Raw genomic sequence first — 19,556 nt, 5'->3', positions numbered from 1 at the left:
AAAATATGCCCTGGACGGTTCAATCTCATGCATATGGGGAATCCTTGTACTAATTGATACAGAGGAGGAATGAACATGCATACTGTATGGAAAGGGGCTATCAGCTTCGGCCTTGTGCACGTTCCGGTCAAAATGTTTTCCGCTACGGAAGATAAGGATATTTCACTTCGTATGCTGCACCGCCCTTGCGGGAGCCCGATTTCGTATGTGAAGCGATGCCCAAGCTGCGACACCGAAGCGGAATGGGACGATATTGTCAAAGGGTACGAATATGATAAAGGCCGGTTTGTTGTGTTTGAAAAGGACGAGCTGGAGCAGCTGGCCGGCGAAAAATCGCGTATGCTGCAAATTATCGACTTTGTGGATTTGAAGGAAATCGACCCGATTTATTTTCAAAAAACGTATTACTTGTCGCCCGATCAAGCCGGGGGCAATGCTTATAATTTGCTTATGCAGGCTATGCTGGAATCCGGCAAAATCGGCATCGCCAAAATATCAATACGCTCCAAGAGCAGCCTCGCTGCCATCCGTGTTATGGGCAACTGCCTGGCAATGGAGACGATTTTTTACCCGGATGAAATCCGTCCGGTCAGCCAGGTTCCCGGTTTGCCGGAAGCGGTAAACGTCAATGACAAGGAGCTGACGATGGCGAAACTGCTGATTGAGCAGCTGTCCACGCCGTTTGAGCCAACCAAATATACAGACGATTACCGGGTCAATCTGATGGAGATGATAAACAGCAAAATTGCCGGCGAGGAAATCCGGGTAGCGCCGGAGCAGGAGCAGGCGAATGTCATCGACCTGATGGCTGCGCTGCAAGCCAGCCTCGAGACTTCCAAAGTAGCCCCTGCCCCTGCAGGCGGCGGACTGGATACCGGTGCGGCGGACAAAGTGAAGGCAGCAGCCGACGGGGCAAAAACACCGAAACCCCGCAAGCCGCGCACAACAAAACCGAAGAAGGAGACCGTTTCCTAATGGAATTCGAGCCGATGGCTCCTGTTACCGATCCGTGCCTGCCTGCGGGAGAGGAATGGACATTTCAATTAAAATGGGATGGCGTGCGCATGCTTGCACAGCTGGATGAAGCCGGAACCATTAAGCTGTGGTCGCGCAAGCTGCTGCTGAAAAACAGCGTATATCCGGAAGTGGAACAGCTGTTGAAGGATAAATTCGATGCGCTTGGCCCATGCCTGCTGGACGGCGAAGTTATTTATTGGGATGGCGAGCGGCCAAGCTTTCAGAAGGTGCTGCAGCGGGAAAGGAGCGGTTCCGGCAGCCATTCAGCCTGCCCGGTAGAGCCAGATGACGATACCCGGCCTGATCATGCAAACTCCGGCAGGAACAATTCTCCGACTGCTGCGCTTACGCCTGAAGCGGAAACCACCCCGGTCCCGCCGGGTATCCGTTATGTGCTGTTCGATTTATTGCTCGACGGCGGGACTGATCTGCGCGACCTCCCTTTCGAGCAGCGGTACAGCCGGCTGCTGGGCAAGGTAGCGCCTGTTTCAGATAACCGCCTGTTCGTTGCCGCTTGTTACGCAGACGGGCAAGCATTATGGAACTGGGTAGAAGAACAGCATTGGGAAGGTGTCGTCAGCAAAAGGCGGACAAGCATTTATCGGAGCGGCAAAAAACACCGCGATTGGCTAAAGAAAAAAACAGCGGTTATTCTCGATGTGGATATTGTCGGCATTAAACAGCGGGACGGGCGTGCAGCCAGCCTGGTCATGCGTTTGGACGGGCTGTTTGCCGGCTCGGTCTCGCTTGGCTTAAACGGCGCCATGCTTCAAGCGCTGGATGGGGCAATCGCCCAAATGGCAGACAGCGGACAGCAATGGCCGATGCCCTTCGATAACCTGCCCGCCGAGTTAAAAGGCGAGCGGGTCATTTGGCTGCCTGCTCCAATGCCCTGCCGGGTTACCGGGCTTGAAATAACCTCCAACGGTCTGCTCCGCCATCCGAAGCTCGTATCGTTTGGTTCTTCAGGTGCCGCATTATGAGCGCAGCAGCAAAACGGCCAACAGCAACGCTGGCTGTCGGCGGCGTCGAAATCGCATTATCCAACCCCGATAAGCTGCTTTGGCCGAAAGAAGGCATCACCAAGCTGCTGTATGTGCAAAAGCTTGCCGCCCTGTCGCCCTATTTGCTCCGCCACTGCGCGAACCGCTACTTGACAACCATCCGTTATCCGGACGGCATAACCGGCAAATCATTTTACCAGAAAAGCTGCCCGCAGCCCCGGCCGGACTACGTTCACACTATGGCCAACGAAGGCATCGACTATGTGCATTTAAATTCGCTGGCTGCGCTGATGTGGCTTGGCAATCGGGCTTCTCTGGAATTCCATATTTCATTCGAGCAGACCGACAATCCGGATTATCCGTCCGAGTGGGTGCTGGATCTGGACCCGTTCAGGGATGAAGAACCCCGGATCATGGAAGCTGCTTCCATTGTCGGCGAACTGCTGGAATCTTTGCACATCAAATCCATTCCCAAAACATCCGGAGCCACCGGCGTGCAAATTATCGTGCCGCTCAACCGGCAGCTGACGTTCGAACAGCTGCGTGCCGCCGGGCAATTTATCGGCGAATATTTATCCAAAGCGCATCCGCGGCTGTTTACAGTCGAACGGTTTGTCAAAAACCGCGGCGACCTGATCTATGTCGATTATCTCCAGCATTATCGCGGCAAATCCATTGCAGCTCCTTATACGCCCCGCGCCCGGGAAGGCGCTCCAGTATCTACACCGCTGACTTGGGATGAAGTGCGCCGGGGCTGCACCCCTAAACAATTTCATCTGCTGAACATCGAACAGCGCCTGCTTGAGAAAGGCGATCTGCTAGCCGGATCGCTGCCTCCGCAAAATGTAGGGACGATTATCAGCTTCATCAACAAACGCCCGTAACATGGTGCGGTCTACAGCAAAGGCGAAAGCAGATGGCCGCACGCTTCTTTCGCCTTTTCCAGCCGCGAGCGATTCGCAAAGCGGTCCGGATCCACTTGGCGGCTGTCCTTCAAGTCCTGCTGAAAATCATGAACCAGCCGCTGCAAAGTACGTTCGTCAAATAAAATCGCATTTTGCTCAAAATTGTTATGCAAGCTGCGCATATCCATATTAGCGGTTCCGACGGCAGCCAGCAGGTCGTCAATGATAAGCACTTTGGCATGAATAAACCCTTTGCCGTAACGGTACACTTTGACGCCTGCGGCAAGAAGCGGCTCCATATAAGATAAAGTTCCCCACAACACGAGCTGCGTGTCGGCAATCCCGGGTATAATAAGCCGGACGTCGACGCCGGCTCTGGCTGCACTCATGAACGCGGTCATCAAAGCGGAATCCGGGATAAAATAAGGCGTCGTCATATAAATGCGGCTGCGCGCCGAATTAACGGCGGCAAATACCGTTTCCATAATCGGCTCTTTGCGGCTGTCCGGTCCGCTTGCTACAATAAGCACATTCTCGCCGTCTTCACTAAGGTTCGGGTCTGAATGAGGCGCCGTATACTGGTCAAAGGGCAGGCTTTCACCAGCTGCATAAGCCCAATGCTTCATGAACAGCTCCTGCAAAAAATAGACCGAATCGCCTTCCAGCCGAAGCTGGGTATCCCTCCAAAAACCTAATTTCGGGTTGCGACCCAAATATTCGTCGCCAATATTCATTCCGCCGACATAACCGATCCGGCCGTCTATAACCACGATTTTGCTATGATTGCGGTAATTGAGCTGCCTGGCAGCCATGGCGCTTCGCGGCGGGGAAAAACAAGCAGTTCTTCCTCCTGACGCCTGCAGCCGTATCAAAAAATCATCTCCCAGCTTCCAGCTTCCGACCCCATCATATAACACACGGACTTCAACGCCTGCCCCGGCCCGTTCCGTCAACACATCGAGCACCTTCGAGCCGATCCCGTCATTCCGGATCGTATAGTAGTCCATATGGATATGATGCTCCGCCCGCTTCAAATTGGCCAGCAGGGAAGCAAACAGCGATTCTCCGTTAGTGAGCACTTCTACCCGGTTGCGCCGCGTAACAGCCCGTTGTGAAATCGCAGACAACGCCGCCATCAGCCGTTCGCCTTCCGCTGCCCTCTTTCTCCACTGCTTGTTAAGCTCCCCGGCACTGCTTACGCAGTCGGATATGGCTTTAGCTTCCTGCAGCCTGCTCAATTCCAGGCTCCGCAGCCGCTTATGCCTCTTGAAGTCCCGTTCCGCTATCCAATAAGCGGCGAATCCCGCCACCGGAAGGATCATCGAAATAAATATCCAGGCAGCCGCTTTATTCGCATTCATCCGTTCCGATAACAAAATAACAACTAATTGAACGATATAAAATAACAAGGCCAAACAAACGATAAACAGCCATAATTCCACTTGTTGCACCTCTATCCTGTGCGTTCCAACCACTAGTTTGCACGCGCGGCAGCTAGGATATACGTCCCTATTTGACAGCAATCTCTCCTTTTTTGTGGCATGTTTTATAGGATTCGAGAATAAATGTCATTGAGAACGTTCTTAAATCTCCCCGGCCGGAAGGAGAGACGTTTTGAAGCGAGCACGGAAGCCTAAATGGTCGTTTATGGTCATACGCGGCGCCGAGCAGTCCGTTAAACAGTTCCGCGTTTCCAGAAAATCGGTTGTCGCAGCGCCTGCGGCGGCTATTCTTGCTGTTTCGGGCTGCGTTGCGGGGCTGCAAATAAAAGCGGCATACGAAGCACAGGCGCTAGAAGATGAACTGGATAGCCAGTCTGCCGGCTATGCCAACGCCATTACCGGCAAAGATGAAACGATACAGGCATTGCAGCAGCAAATTGCCCTTTTGTCCGCCCAAGCGGAGGAAATGAAAACGAAGGTTGCCAATATGCAGGAGCTGGAAAACAAGCTAAAACAGTTCATTAACCAATACGGGAACCGGGCAGGCTTGTCTGCTTATGACGAAACAAGTCCGGATGGGCTGTCCGCAGCACAGGACGGTTCGGCAGGGACGAATGCGCCTTACGGAGCTGAAGCTTTAGCCGGCAGCACAAGCGCACATCTGCAAAACATGAATCAAATGCTCTCCCAGATGGAGCAAATCATGGGAAAAACACTCCAGCAAGCTGTACAAACACGCCAAGCAGCAGATGCCTATCCTTCCAGCTGGCCTACGAAATCACATATGCTCACGTCCAGCTTTGGCTATCGAAAAGACCCGATCAACGGGAGCATCAAGTTCCATGCCGGAATCGACATTGCCGGCAAATCCGGAGATACCGTATTCAGCGCCGCCGACGGCATCGTTACAGAGACCGGAAGCGGCGGTTCCGAAGGCAATTACATCGTTATTGACCACGGCAACGGCCTGCAGAGCGAATATATGCATCTGGAGAAAATAGAAGCCACGCAAGGCGATACGGTCGTTCGCGGGGAAAAAATCGGCCTTATGGGATCAAGCGGAAGAAGCACAGGCACTCATCTTCATTTTCAAATTATGGAGAAAAACACTCCCGTCGATCCGCTCCCTTATTTAAACGGGCCGGCCAGTTGATATGTCGAAGGAGGCGTCTGGCGGATGTTCAAAGACTTAAAGCGTTCTGCAGGTACGGATACGTTAATCGGGCAAGGCACCCGGGTGGAAGGCAAAATGGTGTGCGAGGCCAATCTTCGTATTGAAGGCGAATACCGGGGAGACATCGAATGTGCGGGCAGCGTCATCATTGGCGAAGCCGGAATAGCCCGCTCCAACATTACAGCTACCGACCTTATTGTTGCAGGCCGGATCATCGGCGATGTTGCCGCCAAAGGCAGGCTGACCATTACCTCAAACGGCCAGCTTCACGGCAATGTCACCGCCGGGTCATTCATCCTCCACGACGGAGGTATACTTAACGGCCACTGCCGCATGGAATTTCCGCAAGAGACACATACACGCCCATTAGCCGAAACGGAATCTGCTGCATCGCCTATCGCACCCCCTGTTACACCGGCTGCTGCAGGCACAGCGGCCAGCAGCTCTAAAGAGCTGTCCGGCAGCGCATTGTCCGCCGCTAAGGAAGCGGCCCGCGAGAAAGCGCGCCAAGCGGGCTGACAGCAGCTGGTTGACCGTTTGTCCGTTTTGCCGGAAATGCGCGACAAAAAGAAGCCGTCCTTTGAAATGGCTGTCTGGCACGGGACTGACTCCTGCCCGCGATCACGGGGAGTCCCGGCACATCCATTTTACAAGACGGCTTCTTCATATGGATCTGTTAGTCTTCTTCGAACATCAACTATCGCGGATTAGGATGCAACGTCCCGCTTCGTAAATATAAGCCAGGTCAATGCAACAAAGATGATGTAATACACTGCGAGCACTGCCAGCGAGAAGCCATACCCCATTCCTTCGCGCAGCGGCGTACCGTCCAAATATTGCGTAAGGTCCAAATGGATAAACAAAATATAATCAACCCACTTGTATTTGAGCGTCGCGAGCAGCGGAGCAAATGAGTTCATCAGCAAAATAAGGAATATCGACAGCCCGATAGCCAGCGCACTGCTCCGGAAAATCGTCGAAATCATAAACGCAATCGTCAGCGTCACAAACAGCGTCACCAGCTTCAGCGCAAAAAACTGAACCAGATACGCAAACGGCGAGCTGCCGCTGTCTGAACCAAACGCTTCCTGCACTGTCGTACTGTGCAAGCCCAGTACCAGGGCATTGACTGCAAGCGTACTGATAAACAATACAATCACTTGCAGAACGCCAAACATGAGCACCGAAATATATTTGGACAATAAAATTTTGGAGCGGCTCCACGGCCGGATAAGCAGCAGCTTGATCGTACCCGTCGCAAACTCGTCCGCAACGCTCCCTGCCGCGATAATAACGCTAAAGATCGTAACGAGCATCATGAGCACCTGCGTCTCAATGCCAATCATATACCATCCGTTTGGCGGGCTGTTCGTGACGTTGTAAGCCATAACCGTAATGACGATAACAAGCAGCGCCAATATGCCCGACATGATCCATGCTCTTGGCCTGCGGTAAGTTTTCATATTCTCATTCATGACGAGCTCAAAGAAGTTAAGCAATCGTTTCTCCCCCCGTCACCTCAAGGAATTGCTCCTCAAGCGATTTGCTGTGCAGGCGGATGCCGTACACTTTAATCCCGGCTGCAACCAGCCGCGCATTCAGCTCTGCGGTTGCTTCGCGATTCGCTTCTACCGCCACCACGCCCCCGTCCAGCACTGGATGGAAGCCGGCTTCTGCCAGCACGTTAACCGCTTCAGAATTAGCACTCACATCAAAATGCACGATCGACGCCTGGCCTTCCCCGCTGTTCTGCTTCAAATTCCGGATGTCGATCAATTTGCCGTTTTGGATAATGGCGACGCGGTCGCACATCAGCTCCATTTCGGCCAGCAAATGGCTTGATACGAATATAGCGATGCCCTCTTCCCTCGCGAGCTGCCGCAAATAGTCGCGAAGCTCGCGTATTCCGGCCGGATCCAAACCGTTGGTCGGCTCGTCCAGTATCAGCAGCCTCGGTTTATGCAGCAGCGCTTGCGCTACGCCTAAACGCTGGCGCATGCCCAAGGAATAACCTTTTACTTTATCGTGTATGCGCGCGCTAAGCCCAACGAGCTCTACCACTTCCCCGATTCGGCTGTCCTCCACTCCCGGCACCATACGCGCATAATGGACCAGATTTTGATATCCGGTCAAATATTTGTACATCTCCGGATTCTCAACAATTGCGCCTACTTGACGGATAGCTTTCTCAAACTGATTCGTAATGCTGTAACCGCCAATTTGAATTTCGCCGGATGTTAGCGACATTAAGCCAACCATCATCCGGATCGTCGTCGTTTTGCCCGCGCCGTTAGGCCCAAGAAAACCAAACACTTCTCCTGCAGGCAAATCCAGCGTTAAACGGTCAATTATCGTTCTGGAGCCAATCTTTTTGGTCACATCACGCAATTGAACTATTGCTTCACTCAATTAGGGTCCCCTCTCATTAACAAGCACCATTATAATAGAAACAGGGAACAAAAGGAAATTAATAAGAAGTAAATTTTTTTATAATGCGATCAAATATTGCGGAGCAGCAAGCGGGATATTGCGGACAGGCGCTAGAGAAGCCACATGATGATGATTAAACGGATGGTCGGACTCGCCGGCTTCCGGCTGCGGCCGCTCTTTCGCTTTCAGGCATTTCTCGCAGCAGCCCAGCGATTGCGTCTGGCGGTAAAAACCGGTTTTAAATAAAACGCCTTCTCCGCCAAAGGGAACCATTTTGCCGCAGCCTACACAATAAAATTCATTCATGGATTACACACCGCCTCTATATACTAAATGTATCTTTTTTTGATATATGATACGTTATGTATCTAATTTACGTGAATTATCGAATATTGTCAATCCATTTCACGTATTTTGTCGCCGGCCGTCGCAGCTGCATCTGCAAGCCGAAAAAAAATGGGGCCGTCCAGCTTATGCAAGCCCGCCGGCCACCCTTTGTTCCTTACACTCCGCCTGTGCTTTGCTGCATCTGATCCTTCATCAGCTGATGGATTCTTGTTTTCTCTTGATCGGATACGATATAATACCAAATTCCGTTAATCGTCTGTCCTGTCCCGCTGACTTCAACCGTATCAATATGATTCAGCTCCGTCCGATAATCGGCCATAAATGTTTTCATCTCATCAAAGGTTATATTGGTTTTGACACTGCTGCCAAGCTGGTTCAGCAAGGTTTGCACCTGCATAACGTTCGTGAACGACAAGGACTCCTTCATCACTTGAACCAGTACATCCCGCTGCCTGGTATTTCGCCCAAAATCGCCGCGCGGGTCGTCATACCGCATACGCGAATACAGCAATGTATCGTTGCCGTTCAGCTTCAGCGGTCCTTTCTCGAACGTCCGGCCGCCATAATCAAAGGAAAACGGGTTTTGCACTTCTACGCCGCCCATTAAATCAATCAATTTCGCAAAACCTTCCATATTGATTTTGATGTAATAATCGATGGGATAGTCGAGAAAATTTTCAATCGTTTGTTTCGACATTTCCACGCCGCCAAATGCATAAGCATGATTGATTTTGTCGACGGTTCCGTGCCCTACAATTTCCGTACGCGTATCGCGCGGAATATTGAACATTAGAATTGAATTTTTAACCGGATTTACAGCAAGAACGATAATACTGTCTGAACGGCCAACATCATGCTCACGCTGGTCCACGCCTAAAATTGCAACCGAAAACGGATGCTGGTCCGTAATATTGGAGACATGATCTCCGCCCCGCGGCTGGACGTCTGGATCTTTGCTGATATAAGGCTCTTGTGAAGGAATAGGCTCATAAACCGCTTTAGCCGTATCCTTGATCGAGCCATATAAATACCAGGCATAAATAAATACGCCAATCGCCACTACCCCTACGCCGATCCCCGTGCCGATCAATGCCCTTTTGAGCCATCTGCTCATATGTATTCCTCCTGCATTTGTCACATCTCCAGCCGCTTAGCTGCTGCTTAACCCAAGTTCATCCCAAGTGGACGAAATAACGATGGCATCATTGCCAGAGAATAGATCTCCCATCTGAAGCTCGACCCATTCCAGATCGGTTAATGCTTTCAGGCTGTGTCTTGTACGGGGCGGGATGATGACGGTATCGCCTGTTTTTACAGTCGACGGCCTCTCATCAATCAGCAGCTCTGCTTCGCCAGCCGTAATCATCCAATATTCGCTTCGGTTTAAATGAATTTCGTAATCAAGGTTTTTGCCCTTATCCATCCTTAGCCGCCTTACCGAAACTTGATGCCCGTCCGCATAGCTGGAATGGCCCAGCACTTCCGCTCTGCCCCAGCGTTTCTCCTCCGTCATAGGCAAAGGAAGGCGGATGCGGTCTTCCTCAGCCTTCGGATAACCGTTCTGGCCCCGTTCTCCGCCGTCCAAATTGGTTATACGAATGCCATCCCGGCTTGCTGCCACCATAATGTTGGAGAACCCCTCTACAACAATCGGCAAATCCAGCTCATTGAACAGGCAGGAAGGTTGTTCACGGCCCGCTGCCTGCTCCATTACGACCAGATCATGATGCAGGAATGGGCGAAGGCTTTGCCAGTCTTGCAGCTCCGTCCACTGGCCTGCATATTCCACCAGCCCAGTTCTCGTATCCTGGACAAGCGTCGCGAAACTTCTGCTGCTTAAAGCCTCATATTGCCTGAACAGCTCCCCGTAATGGGCGGACAACCCTTCTTCCAGCAGCCGTTCAATCATAAAACCAAGCCGGAACGCAAACGCCCCGCTATGCCAATAAGCGCCTTCTGCCGCCAGACGCTCCCCTTCTTTTATGGAAGGCTGGCCGTTAAACGAAAGCACCTTGGAATAAAAATCAGCCTCGTCCCCTCTGCTGTCCGTCAATATGAGCGCCCGTTCCGCAGCAGGCTCTTCCGCTCTAATGCCGATCAGCATAAGCTCGTTGCCGCTGTCTTTCAACAGCTTGGGCAAGCTGCGAATACAATCATAGAAGCTTTGCTGCACCCCAATATTAGCCGGCAGCACAATAATGGTTTCGTTCATGGACAAGCAGGCAATGGAATGAAAATAAGCCGCAGCAAGCGCGGCCGCCCAATAGGTGCCACGCTGCACAGGCTCCAAGACAACCGGCGTCAGCTGCCCCAGCTGTTTCTGCAGCAGCTCGGCCTGCTCCAAAGTTGTGCATACATGGGCATAATCCTGCAGGTCGGCAGCTTCCAGCTGGCGCCATATCCGCTGCACGATTGATTCTTTCCCTCCGTCCGGCCTCTCCAGCAATGGAACAAATTGATCCGCACGCAAGCTGTTTGCAAGCGGCCATAAATGCTGATCATTGCCGCCAGCCATCATCATAATTTTCAAAGCCAAACTCACCTTTTCCCTGCAGCTATTTTCGGAAATAGACTGCGTACTCTTTTTTCCGTTCGCGCTTGTTTTTATTGTTCAGCACAACGCCTAGCATTCTGGCATTCACATGGGCGAGGCTCGCACAAACCTTCTCGGCGTGCTGGCGTTTCGTAACGCCGCCGCTCACGACAAGAATAACGCCGTCGCATTTGGAGGCAATGATGAGGCTGTCGCTAATAATTAATGCGGGAGGCGTATCAAATAAGATGATGTCGTATTGCTCTTTTAGCTCATCAATGAGCTGCTGCATTTTTCTGGAATTTAAAATTTCGGAAGGATTCGGAGGCGTAGGGCCGCAGCTTAACAAGAATAGCCCGCTTACGCTCGTTTCCTGCACCGCTTGCTGCCATTCCGTTTCATTCATAAGCACATTGGTCAGGCCGGTTAAATTAGACAGAGACAGCAGCTGATGCAAAGACGGTTTGCGTAAATCGGTATCTACGATAAGGACACGTTTGCCTTCCTGCGCATAAGTGACAGCCAGATTAGCGACAGTAGTCGTTTTGCCGTCTCCGGAATTGGGGGAGGTTACGATTAAAGTCCGTAAAGGGTTATCAATAGAGGAAAATTGAATATTCGTCCGGAGCGTACGGTACGTCTCGGCGATAGGAGATTCCGGATTATAATAAGTAATAAGCTTTCTGTCACTCATTTGTCGAGGCATATTGTCCCGATCACCTTCCCGTAAAATGATAAGTTCGCTGCTAGTCCGCCTTTTGATCCGTTCTCATACGATATTCGTTCAGCCTTCGATAAATGCTATGAATCTTGTAATCAGCCGGGTTTTGACGCAGCAGCTCTTGATTCAAAATTCGAACGAGAAGAGGACGCAGCTTATAAGGGGGATGAAAGTCCATCATGTATTCGTACTGGTTGTCAGCCGTCTTTCTCGACGTCAGCTTCCCCCACACTTGAAGTAAAACGCCGCCTATAGAAAAACGGAGATCAACCAAATAACCGCGATGCACAGGCAGACGCAGGCCGGACAGAAATCCAAGCCCGTCCGGATTCATATGCATCACGATGACGGCAGCAGACGCATCTGTTAATAAAATGCCTTGATCGTCCGCCAGCCTAAGCTCGGCTTTCAGGCCATAGCTGAATTTCAAACGGGTGAACGCCCGGGAACGGACTATATCCACCATATCGCCTTCTCTCTAAGCCGGCCGCCACTGGGCCGGGCTGATGCGGGTTTTCTTCCCGCGCCAGGTATAATTTCATTTCATTCGGATACGCTAATCATTAGATACAAAATGTATCATGCACATTTCCCACTTTAAGATACAATATGTAACATGTCAAGAAAAAAGAATAAAATGAGTGAAAATTTGCGACGTTTTGTTTCAATAAATGCAAATGTTATATTTCCGTATTAATATAGGTGTAGCGAAACGGGAACTTTAGGGGGAGAATTATGAACATCGGAAATCGAATCGCAAAACTTAGAGAGGATCGCGGCTGGACGCAAGAACAAACTGCCGGCAAGCTTGGGATTTCTCGTGCTTCTCTGTCTCATTATGAAAAAAACAGAAGAGAACCGGATACGGAAACAATGGCAAAGTTTGCTGATCTGTATCAGGTGACGATTGATTATCTGGTTGGACGAACCAATAACCCACAAGCTACGTTAAGCGAGGAAGTGCAAGGATTTGTGGACGATTTGGAGCTTTCCGATGAAGAAATATTGGAGAAGTACAACTTGAGTATAGATGGCCAGAAGTTGACGTCGGAAGAAACAAGGCGTTTTATCGCCTTTGTGCGGGCGGAAAGATCGATGAGCAACTGATTAGCGGTTGGTTACGCTTGCTTGTATGATTTCAGGTCGCTGTTTTTAGTTTCCGATTGCCTCCATTGATCGAGCGATATATTCAGATGCGACAGTATGTCCTCTACTTTTAACTCGACCGTATCCGTTGTGATGCGGTCTTTATGTTGTTGCCCGATTATTTCTTCTCTCATATCCTCTACCTCTTTCTATCTGGACTAACCTTATTCGAAACAACAATGTTATTATACCTAATTCCATGGTTGGAGAATGTCAAACGGTGTAGACACATCCGGTTGTTTTTTTGTCGAATAATTGTCAGTTTCCCCCTGACTCTTTTCGCTTTTGTCGAATTGCACCTTTCATGCTAAACAACAAGCAACAAAAAAGGACTCCGATATTATCGGAGTCCTTGTTCTTATACGGAAAGCTTGTCATTATGAGCCTGTACGGGCAAGCTCCTTCATGCTGGTTTCAAAAGCGTCAAGCAGCGCTGCTTCACCGCTTAAGCCTTTGTCTTCGGCTTTCTGAATATGCTCAAGCATTTTTTTGTAATCCTTCGGAATAACCTTCACGAATTTCGTAAGCGAGGTATCCCAGTCGCTTAAGATGCGGGTTGCAATGGCGCTTTCTGTATAAGACGCATGGCGTTCAATCATGCCGCGAAGCTCTGCAACGTCCTGCTCTTCACTTACTCTCTCAAGCAGAACCATCTCGAGGTTGCAGCGGTTCAGGAAGTCGCCCGCTTCATCGTATACATATGCGATACCGCCCGACATACCGGCAGCAAAGTTGCGGCCCGTTTCGCCCAGCACGGCTACCCGTCCGCCGGTCATATATTCGCAGCCATGGTCGCCTACCCCTTCAACAACAACGCTGACGCCGCTGTTGCGGACAGCAAAACGTTCCCCAGCGATACCGCTGATATAAGCTTCGCCGGCTGTCGCGCCGTAAAAGGCCGTGTTGCCGATGATGATGTTGTCTTCCGCCGCAAACGTTGCTTTCGCAGAAGGCGCAACAATAATTTTGCCGCCGGAAAGCCCTTTGCCGACATAGTCGTTCGAGTCGCCTTCCAGGGACAGCGTAATCCCTTTTGGCACAAATGCGCCAAAGCTTTGGCCGGCCGAACCTACGAAGTGGAACGATATGGTATCTTCAGGCAGCCCTTTTGCGCCGTAACGGCGGGTTACTTCGCTGCCCAGAATCGTGCCGACTACACGGTTCGTATTGCGGATCGGATAAGTGCCGCGCACCTTCTCACCGGTTTCAAGCGCAGCTTGGGCAGCCGGTACAAGCTCCTGCATATCGAGCGACAATTCGAGGCCGTGATTTTGCTCCTGCACTTTGTAGCGGGCTAGGTTGCGGGAAGTTGCCGGTTCGTAAAGCAAGCCGGAAAGATCCAGGCCTTTTGCTTTGTAATGGCTGACCAAATGTTTGGTTTCCAAAATGTCGACGCGGCCAACCATTTCATTAATCGTGCGGAAACCAAGTTCCGCCATAATTTCACGAAGATCTTCGGCGATAAATTTCAAGTAATTGACCACATGGCTCGGGTCGCCCATAAATTTCGCGCGAAGTTCCGGATTTTGCGTTGCAACGCCCACCGGACAAGTATCCAGCTGGCAGACGCGCATCATGACACAGCCCAAAACGATCAGCGGAGCGGTCGAGAAGCCATATTCTTCTGCGCCAAGCAAAGCCGCGATAGCAACGTCGCGTCCGGTCATCATTTTGCCGTCGGTTTCGATCATAACGCGGTCACGCAAGTTGTTCAGCATCAGCGTCTGATGCGTTTCCGCAAGGCCAAGCTCCCAAGGGAGACCGGCATGGCGGATCGAACCCATCGGAGAAGCGCCGGTACCGCCGTCGTAGCCGCTGATCATAATGACGTCCGCACGCGCTTTCGCTACGCCGGCCGCAATCGTGCCTACGCCAACGCCGGATACAAGCTTCACGTTGATGCGGGCTTGCGGATTCGCATTTTTCAAATCATGAATCAGCTCGGCAAGATCCTCGATCGAATAAATATCATGATGCGGAGGCGGCGAGATCAGTCCGACGCCCGGCGTTGAACCGCGTACTTCCGCTACCCACGGATACACTTTACGGCCTGGCAGCTGTCCGCCTTCACCCGGCTTCGCGCCTTGCGCCAGCTTGATTTGAATTTCGTCGGCATTGACGAGATAGTTGCTTGTTACGCCAAAACGGCCGGATGCTACCTGCTTGATGGCGCTGCGGCGGGAGTCGCCGTTCGCGTCCGGAATAAAGCGGGCCGGATCTTCGCCGCCTTCGCCCGTATTGGATTTGCCGCCAAGGCGGTTCATCGCAATTGCGAGGCTTTCGTGCGCTTCCTTGCTGATCGAGCCAAAGGACATAGCTCCGGTCTTGAACCGTTTAACGATCGACTCGACGGATTCCACTTCATCGAGCGGAACCGATTCGCGTCCTTCCTTGAATTGGAAGAGCGAACGGAGCGTCAAATATTTTTTATCTTCGCCCAGTACAAGCGAAGCGAATTTTTTGTACAGATTGTAGTCATTTTTCCGCGCAGCCATTTGCAGCGTATGAATCGTTTGCGGGCTGAACAGATGGTCTTCGCCTTCTTTGCGCCATTGGTAATCGCCGCCGGAATCCAGTTCTTTCACTTTGCCTTCCTGCTCGGAGAACGCACGGATGTGATGGCGCAGCGTTTCTTCCGCCACTTCGGCAAGGCCGATACCGCCGATGCGGGACGGCGTCCACGTAAAGTATTGATCAATCAGTTCGCTGTTCAGGCCAACCGCTTCGAAAATTTGCGCGCCGCGGTACGATTGAATCGTCGAGATGCCCATTTTGGACAAAATCTTCACGACGCCTTTCGTAGCGGCTTTAATGAAGTTTTTCACCGCTTTTTCATGCGTAACGCCGCGGATCAGACCTTGGGAAATCATATCATCCAGCGATTCAAACGCCAGATAAGGGTTAACCGCACTTACGCCGTAGCCAAGCAGCAGCGCAAAATGATGCACCTCGCGCGGCTCGCCGGATTCCAGCAGCAGGCTGACTTTCGTCCGCGTGCCTTGGCGGATCAGATGGTGATGCAGGCTCGATACGGCAAGCAGGGCCGGAATCGCCGCGTTGTCTTTGTCGACCCCGCGGTCGGACAAAATAATAATGTTGTGCCCTTTCGAAATGACGCGGTCAGCCGCTTCGCACATTTGGTCAAGCGCCGCTTTCAGCCCCGCTTCTCCATCAGCTGCGTTGAAGAAAATCGGCAGCGTGATCGACTTGAAGCCCGGACGGCGGATATGGCGCAGCTTCGCAAACTGCTCATTGGACAATACCGGCGTCTCCAGGCGGATTTGGCGGCAGCTTTCCGGCTCCGGCTGGAGCAGGTTCCGTTCCGGACCAACCGTTGTATAAGTCGACGTAACGATTTCTTCCCGGATCGCGTCGATCGGCGGGTTCGTTACTTGCGCGAACTGCTGTTTAAAGTAATTGTACAGCCGCTGCGGACGTTCGGACAACACGGCAAGCGGGGCGTCGTAGCCCATCGAACCGATCGGGTCCTGCGCGGTAAGCGCCATCGGCTCAAGCACTTTGCGCACATCCTCAAACGTATAGCCAAATGCCTGCTGGCGCGTTTGCACCGTTTCATGGCTTGGTTCCGGCAGCTCCGCCGCTTCCGGCAGATCATCCAGATCAACCAGATGCTCATCGAGCCACTCGCGGTACGGATGCTCGGCGGCGATTTGCGCTTTCACTTCCTCATCGGAAATGATGCGGCCTTCCTTCGTATCGACCAGAAGCATACGTCCCGGACGAAGGCGGTCTTTGTACAAAATGTTTTCCGGCGGAATATCAACCGTACCCGCTTCGGAACCCAAAATAATGTGATCGTCTTTCGTTACATAGTAACGTGCAGGACGGAGGCCGTTGCGGTCAAGCACTGCGCCAATTTGCACGCCGTCTGTAAAGCCCATCGCCGCAGGGCCGTCCCACGGCTCCATAAGCGTGCTGTGGTATTCGTAAAATGCTTTGCGTTCCTCGCTCATGCGGTCGTCGTTGTTCCAAGGCTCAGGCACCATCATCATGGCAACATGAGGCAGGGAGCGGCCCGCCAGGTGCAGGAACTCCAGCGTATTGTCAAACATAGCCGTATCCGAACCGTCCGGATTAATAATCGGCTTGATTTTTTCCAGATCTTCGCCAAACAATTCGGAAGCAAACAGCGTTTGACGCGCGTGCATCCAGTTGATATTGCCGCGAAGCGTATTGATTTCGCCGTTATGAATCAAATAATGGAACGGATGAGCGCGTTCCCAGCTTGGGAAGGTGTTCGTGCTGAACCGGGAATGGACAAGCGCCATCGCCGTCACAACCGCTTCGTCGTTCAATTCTATATAGAAGGAACGGACCTGCTCGGTCGTCAGCATGCCTTTATAAACAATTTTGCGGCTCGACAAGCTGGAGAAATAAAATTTGTCTCCGCCCGGCTGCCCGGAATAACGGATCGCAAGCTCCGCGCGTTTGCGGATCACGTACAGCTTGCGCTCAAACGCAAGATCGTCGCTCAGCGCCGCATTGCGGCCGATGAAAATTTGGCGCACGTAAGGCTTAACGGCAAGCGCCGACTCGCCCAGATGCTCGTCATTGGTCGGCACGGTGCGCCAGCCGATAACCGATTGGCCTTCTTCCTTAATAATAGCTTCGAGCTGCTGCTCCATCGGTTCGCGAAGCTCGGCTTCCAGCGGCAGGAACAGCATGCCGACGGCATAAGCTCCTTCTTCCGGCAGGCTGACGCCTTCTTTAGCCAGCTCCCTGGAGAAAAACGCATGCGGAATTTGCAGCAAAATGCCCGCGCCGTCCCCCGTATTCGGTTCGCTGCCTTGGCCGCCGCGGTGCTCCATGTTTTCAAGCAGCGTCAGCGCCTGGCGAATGATGTTGTGCGACTTTTTCCCTTTAATGTTTGCCACAAAGCCCATACCGCAAGCGTCTTTCTCAAACTGCGGACGATAAAGGCCCTGTTTGGGCGGCAACCCCATAATGTTCTCGTTCATTGCATGGCAACCTTTCTCTCAAAAGATTTTTAGGCAAAAACTTACTAAAAAACAAAGCTAAGCGGACCAATAAGGCCACTTATAAATATGAAGCAAAGGCTTCATTTTCAGCATGTTTTATCATAAACTTGCAGTATGGAAAACTTTACATCTTACTAGAAAGTGCTTCCCAAGCAAGCCGATTAACGCTACCTGTAACGAACAAAATTGGATCACCCGCACCTCAAATTGGAAAAAAGCGACCAATTCCGAACATTTCCTATCTTCCCGTGTTTCATTCTCAGACAAGTGATTATTTTAACATTTTAACAAAAGAAGAAAACGGACGCAATTTAATATTTTTTATGGTCCCGATAAACATCTTCTTTTGCGCTTTTCAGCTGTGTACCTTTAACCCTTTAAAGCGAGGTGAAAAAGCTTATACATCCTAATGTTTCAGCAATTCAAGCTTTAAATTTAGACAAAAATTATGCCAAAGGTTGTGATGAAATTGTACAAAAAAGTGAACAAATTGTACAAAAAATTCAGTAAGCTTCCCGCCTGGTTTACAGTCGTTTCCATCCTCGCTTCTTTGGTCTTATTTCCGAACATTAATATTGCAAAAGCAAATGAACTTACGGATTTACAAAGTGTAAGCGCTACAGAAACGAAAACGGCAAATGTTTATTCTATTGTTGCTGTCGGAGACTCGGTGACAGCCGGTTACGAACATGGCTTTACGGCACAGTCCGTTCCGTACGGATATGTAGAGCGTGTCTATGAGCAGGCTTTATTCCATGGCCTAAGAGCCGGCTACGCCAATTACGCGCTGCTTGGCCTGAAAACGGAAGGCCTTGCGAACCAGCTGGAAGCTGCTGCTGACGGGACAGCCGTTACAGCGGATGATATTCAGCCCAAGCTGTCCGACCCGCGGGCGCAGCAAATCGCTGCAAGCACAGCCCAGCTCGGGGAAGCTTTAAAAACCGCCCAGCTCGTCGTCTTGACTATCGGAGGCAATGACTTTCTGCCGATTATGGAATCGCTGCAAAACGGCGGCGGCCATGACGAGCAGGCAGCCGCAACGCTGGCGGCCGGGCTGGAAGATTACAAAACGCAGCTTGCGCGCGCGCTGGCCAGCATAACAAAACTGAACCCGGATGCCAAAATCGAAATTGCCGATCAATATTTGCCGGTTCCGGCACCGGTTCAAATCGGCAATACGACGGTTGCTTTATTCCCGGAAGATGCACGCCAGTTTCTGCTTGGAGCAGCCAAAGAGCTGAGAGAAGCCCTCGATTCCGTTACAGCCGGCCTGCAGCAGAACGGATACAACGTTTCGGTTGTGCCGGTCGCTGCAGCTTTTGAAGGGCATGAGCTGCAGTACACCTCCATTGCCGCTAAAGACATTCATCCGACCCAGGCGGGTTATGATGCAATGGGCAAAGCATTTGCCAACGCAATATGGGGCGATTACCGGACGTTGTCGCCGCAATCCGCGCAAGCCCCGATTGCCGTGGTCGTCAACGGGAAACAGCTGATTACGCCATATCCGCCGGACTTAAAGGAAAACCGCACCTTTGTTGCGATGCGCGACATTACGGACGCCCTCGGAGCCAAGCTGGACTGGAATAATGCCAATCAGACCGCTACCGTCCAATTAAACGGTAACGAAGTCGAGTTCAAGATCGGTTCCTCAACGGTGCTCGTAAACGGCAAAGCAACAACCCTTAACGCTCCGGCGCCATACTTGCGCACCATTGGAAAAGAAAGCAAAACTTATTTGCCGCTGGCCGCTTTATCCGAAGGCCTCGGGCTGCAAACGGTATACCGCAGCACGCTGCAGGCGGCTTTCATCAATTCATAATCCGTCACCTGTTA

17 protein-coding genes are annotated in these 19,556 nt (G+C 51.6%); 7 read left to right on the top strand and 10 right to left on the bottom strand.

Annotated features, from left to right (window positions below; all coding sequences use genetic code 11):
- Nucleotides 1-75 precede the first annotated feature (75 nt).
- The 3 genes from ku to ligD are packed head-to-tail and all read left to right on the top strand — an operon-like array spanning nt 76 to nt 2,905.
- Nucleotides 76-975 (top strand): non-homologous end joining protein Ku, encoded by a 900-nt coding sequence (ku, locus tag ET464_RS19015; protein WP_129443655.1) that lies wholly within the window; start codon nt 76-78, stop codon nt 973-975.
- Entirely contained in the window at nt 975-2,000 is a 1,026-nt protein-coding gene (locus ET464_RS19010; protein ID WP_129443653.1) for an ATP-dependent DNA ligase, read from the top strand. Before ku ends, ET464_RS19010 begins: the two co-directional genes overlap by 1 nt.
- A complete protein-coding gene (ligD, locus tag ET464_RS19005) occupies nt 1,997-2,905 on the top strand; it encodes a non-homologous end-joining DNA ligase (RefSeq protein WP_129443651.1) in 909 nt (302 codons plus the stop codon). Before ET464_RS19010 ends, ligD begins: the two co-directional genes overlap by 4 nt.
- An 11-nt stretch (nt 2,906-2,916) precedes the next feature.
- Here the strand turns inward: ligD and cls are convergent, their stop codons facing one another.
- Entirely contained in the window at nt 2,917-4,368 is a 1,452-nt protein-coding gene (gene cls, locus ET464_RS19000) for a cardiolipin synthase (RefSeq protein ID WP_165280059.1), read from the bottom strand.
- Between the two features lie 172 nt (nt 4,369-4,540).
- On the opposite strand from cls, the gene ET464_RS18995 reads away from it, so the two are divergent.
- Both ET464_RS18995 and ET464_RS18990 read left to right on the top strand, forming a co-directional pair.
- A complete protein-coding gene (locus ET464_RS18995) occupies nt 4,541-5,521 on the top strand; it encodes a M23 family metallopeptidase (RefSeq protein ID WP_129443647.1) in 981 nt (326 codons plus the stop codon).
- 24 nt (nt 5,522-5,545) lie between these two features.
- The gene (locus tag ET464_RS18990) at nt 5,546-6,061 is read left to right on the top strand and encodes a bactofilin family protein (RefSeq protein WP_129443645.1); all 516 of its coding nucleotides are present in this window, start codon (nt 5,546-5,548) and stop codon (nt 6,059-6,061) included.
- Nucleotides 6,062-6,249: 188 nt separating this feature from the next.
- Here the strand turns inward: ET464_RS18990 and ET464_RS18985 are convergent, their stop codons facing one another.
- The 7 genes from ET464_RS18985 to ET464_RS18955 all read right to left on the bottom strand — a co-directional run bounded on the left by ET464_RS18985 (nt 6,250) and on the right by ET464_RS18955 (nt 12,040).
- The gene (locus ET464_RS18985; RefSeq protein WP_129443643.1) at nt 6,250-7,041 is read right to left on the bottom strand and encodes an ABC transporter permease; all 792 of its coding nucleotides are present in this window, start codon (nt 7,039-7,041) and stop codon (nt 6,250-6,252) included.
- Nucleotides 7,034-7,951: an ABC transporter ATP-binding protein gene (locus tag ET464_RS18980; protein ID WP_129443641.1), complete on the bottom strand. Its 918-nt coding sequence runs from the start codon at nt 7,949-7,951 to the stop codon at nt 7,034-7,036. Before ET464_RS18980 ends, ET464_RS18985 begins: the two co-directional genes overlap by 8 nt.
- A gap of 78 nt (nt 7,952-8,029) precedes the next feature.
- Nucleotides 8,030-8,278 (bottom strand): hypothetical protein, encoded by a 249-nt coding sequence (locus tag ET464_RS18975; RefSeq protein WP_129443639.1) that lies wholly within the window; start codon nt 8,276-8,278, stop codon nt 8,030-8,032.
- Nucleotides 8,279-8,474: 196 nt separating this feature from the next.
- On the bottom strand, nt 8,475-9,434 hold the full coding sequence (locus ET464_RS18970) for an LCP family glycopolymer transferase (protein ID WP_129443637.1): 960 nt from the start codon (nt 9,432-9,434) through the stop codon (nt 8,475-8,477).
- A 36-nt stretch (nt 9,435-9,470) separates the two neighbouring features.
- Nucleotides 9,471-10,841 carry a sugar phosphate nucleotidyltransferase gene (locus tag ET464_RS18965; RefSeq protein WP_244226784.1) on the bottom strand — a complete coding sequence of 457 codons (1,371 nt, stop codon included), beginning with the start codon at nt 10,839-10,841 and terminating at the stop codon, nt 9,471-9,473.
- A 34-nt stretch (nt 10,842-10,875) separates the two neighbouring features.
- Nucleotides 10,876-11,559 carry a CpsD/CapB family tyrosine-protein kinase gene (locus ET464_RS18960; protein ID WP_129443633.1) on the bottom strand — a complete coding sequence of 228 codons (684 nt, stop codon included), beginning with the start codon at nt 11,557-11,559 and terminating at the stop codon, nt 10,876-10,878.
- 40 nt (nt 11,560-11,599) lie between these two features.
- Nucleotides 11,600-12,040, bottom strand: coding sequence for a hypothetical protein (locus ET464_RS18955; protein ID WP_129443631.1), 441 nt, complete (start codon nt 12,038-12,040; stop codon nt 11,600-11,602).
- 269 nt (nt 12,041-12,309) lie between these two features.
- On the opposite strand from ET464_RS18955, the gene ET464_RS18950 reads away from it, so the two are divergent.
- The gene (locus ET464_RS18950) at nt 12,310-12,681 is read left to right on the top strand and encodes a helix-turn-helix domain-containing protein (protein ID WP_129443629.1); all 372 of its coding nucleotides are present in this window, start codon (nt 12,310-12,312) and stop codon (nt 12,679-12,681) included.
- A gap of 11 nt (nt 12,682-12,692) precedes the next feature.
- Here the strand turns inward: ET464_RS18950 and ET464_RS19925 are convergent, their stop codons facing one another.
- Both ET464_RS19925 and gltB read right to left on the bottom strand, forming a co-directional pair.
- Complete coding sequence (locus ET464_RS19925) at nt 12,693-12,854, bottom strand: hypothetical protein (RefSeq protein WP_165280057.1); 162 nt, start codon at nt 12,852-12,854, stop codon at nt 12,693-12,695.
- 243 nt (nt 12,855-13,097) lie between these two features.
- Nucleotides 13,098-17,699, bottom strand: coding sequence for a glutamate synthase large subunit (gene gltB, locus ET464_RS18945; RefSeq protein ID WP_129443627.1), 4,602 nt, complete (start codon nt 17,697-17,699; stop codon nt 13,098-13,100).
- A 484-nt stretch (nt 17,700-18,183) separates the two neighbouring features.
- Between gltB and ET464_RS18935 the strand changes: the two genes are divergently transcribed.
- Complete coding sequence (locus tag ET464_RS18935; protein WP_165280056.1) at nt 18,184-19,542, top strand: SGNH/GDSL hydrolase family protein; 1,359 nt, start codon at nt 18,184-18,186, stop codon at nt 19,540-19,542.
- The last annotated feature ends 14 nt before the right edge of the window (nt 19,543-19,556 follow it).

The organism is Paenibacillus protaetiae (assembly GCF_004135365.1).
In the GTDB taxonomy this organism is placed as follows: Bacteria; Bacillota; Bacilli; order Paenibacillales; family Paenibacillaceae; genus Paenibacillus_AP; species Paenibacillus_AP protaetiae.
Note: the sequence above shows the minus strand (reverse complement) of the source record. Positions and strands in the feature narration are given on the sequence as shown.

Excerpts from the sequence above, each read along its gene's own strand:
- ku (WP_129443655.1), top strand. The coding sequence starts at position 76 with ATGCATACTGTATGGAAAGGGGCTATCAGCTTCGGCCTTGTGCACGTT.
- ET464_RS19010 (WP_129443653.1), top strand. The coding sequence starts at position 975 with ATGGAATTCGAGCCGATGGCTCCTGTTACCGATCCGTGCCTGCCTGCG.
- ligD (WP_129443651.1), top strand. The coding sequence starts at position 1,997 with ATGAGCGCAGCAGCAAAACGGCCAACAGCAACGCTGGCTGTCGGCGGC.
- ET464_RS18990 (WP_129443645.1), top strand. The coding sequence starts at position 5,546 with ATGTTCAAAGACTTAAAGCGTTCTGCAGGTACGGATACGTTAATCGGG.
- ET464_RS18975 (WP_129443639.1), bottom strand. The coding sequence starts at position 8,278 with ATGAATGAATTTTATTGTGTAGGCTGCGGCAAAATGGTTCCCTTTGGC.
- ET464_RS18970 (WP_129443637.1), bottom strand. The coding sequence starts at position 9,434 with ATGAGCAGATGGCTCAAAAGGGCATTGATCGGCACGGGGATCGGCGTA.
- ET464_RS18965 (WP_244226784.1), bottom strand. The coding sequence starts at position 10,841 with ATGATGATGGCTGGCGGCAATGATCAGCATTTATGGCCGCTTGCAAAC.
- ET464_RS18960 (WP_129443633.1), bottom strand. The coding sequence starts at position 11,559 with ATGCCTCGACAAATGAGTGACAGAAAGCTTATTACTTATTATAATCCG.
- ET464_RS18955 (WP_129443631.1), bottom strand. The coding sequence starts at position 12,040 with ATGGTGGATATAGTCCGTTCCCGGGCGTTCACCCGTTTGAAATTCAGC.
- ET464_RS18950 (WP_129443629.1), top strand. The coding sequence starts at position 12,310 with ATGAACATCGGAAATCGAATCGCAAAACTTAGAGAGGATCGCGGCTGG.
- ET464_RS19925 (WP_165280057.1), bottom strand. The coding sequence starts at position 12,854 with ATGAGAGAAGAAATAATCGGGCAACAACATAAAGACCGCATCACAACG.
- gltB (WP_129443627.1), bottom strand. The coding sequence starts at position 17,699 with ATGAACGAGAACATTATGGGGTTGCCGCCCAAACAGGGCCTTTATCGT.
- ET464_RS18935 (WP_165280056.1), top strand. The coding sequence starts at position 18,184 with ATGAAATTGTACAAAAAAGTGAACAAATTGTACAAAAAATTCAGTAAG.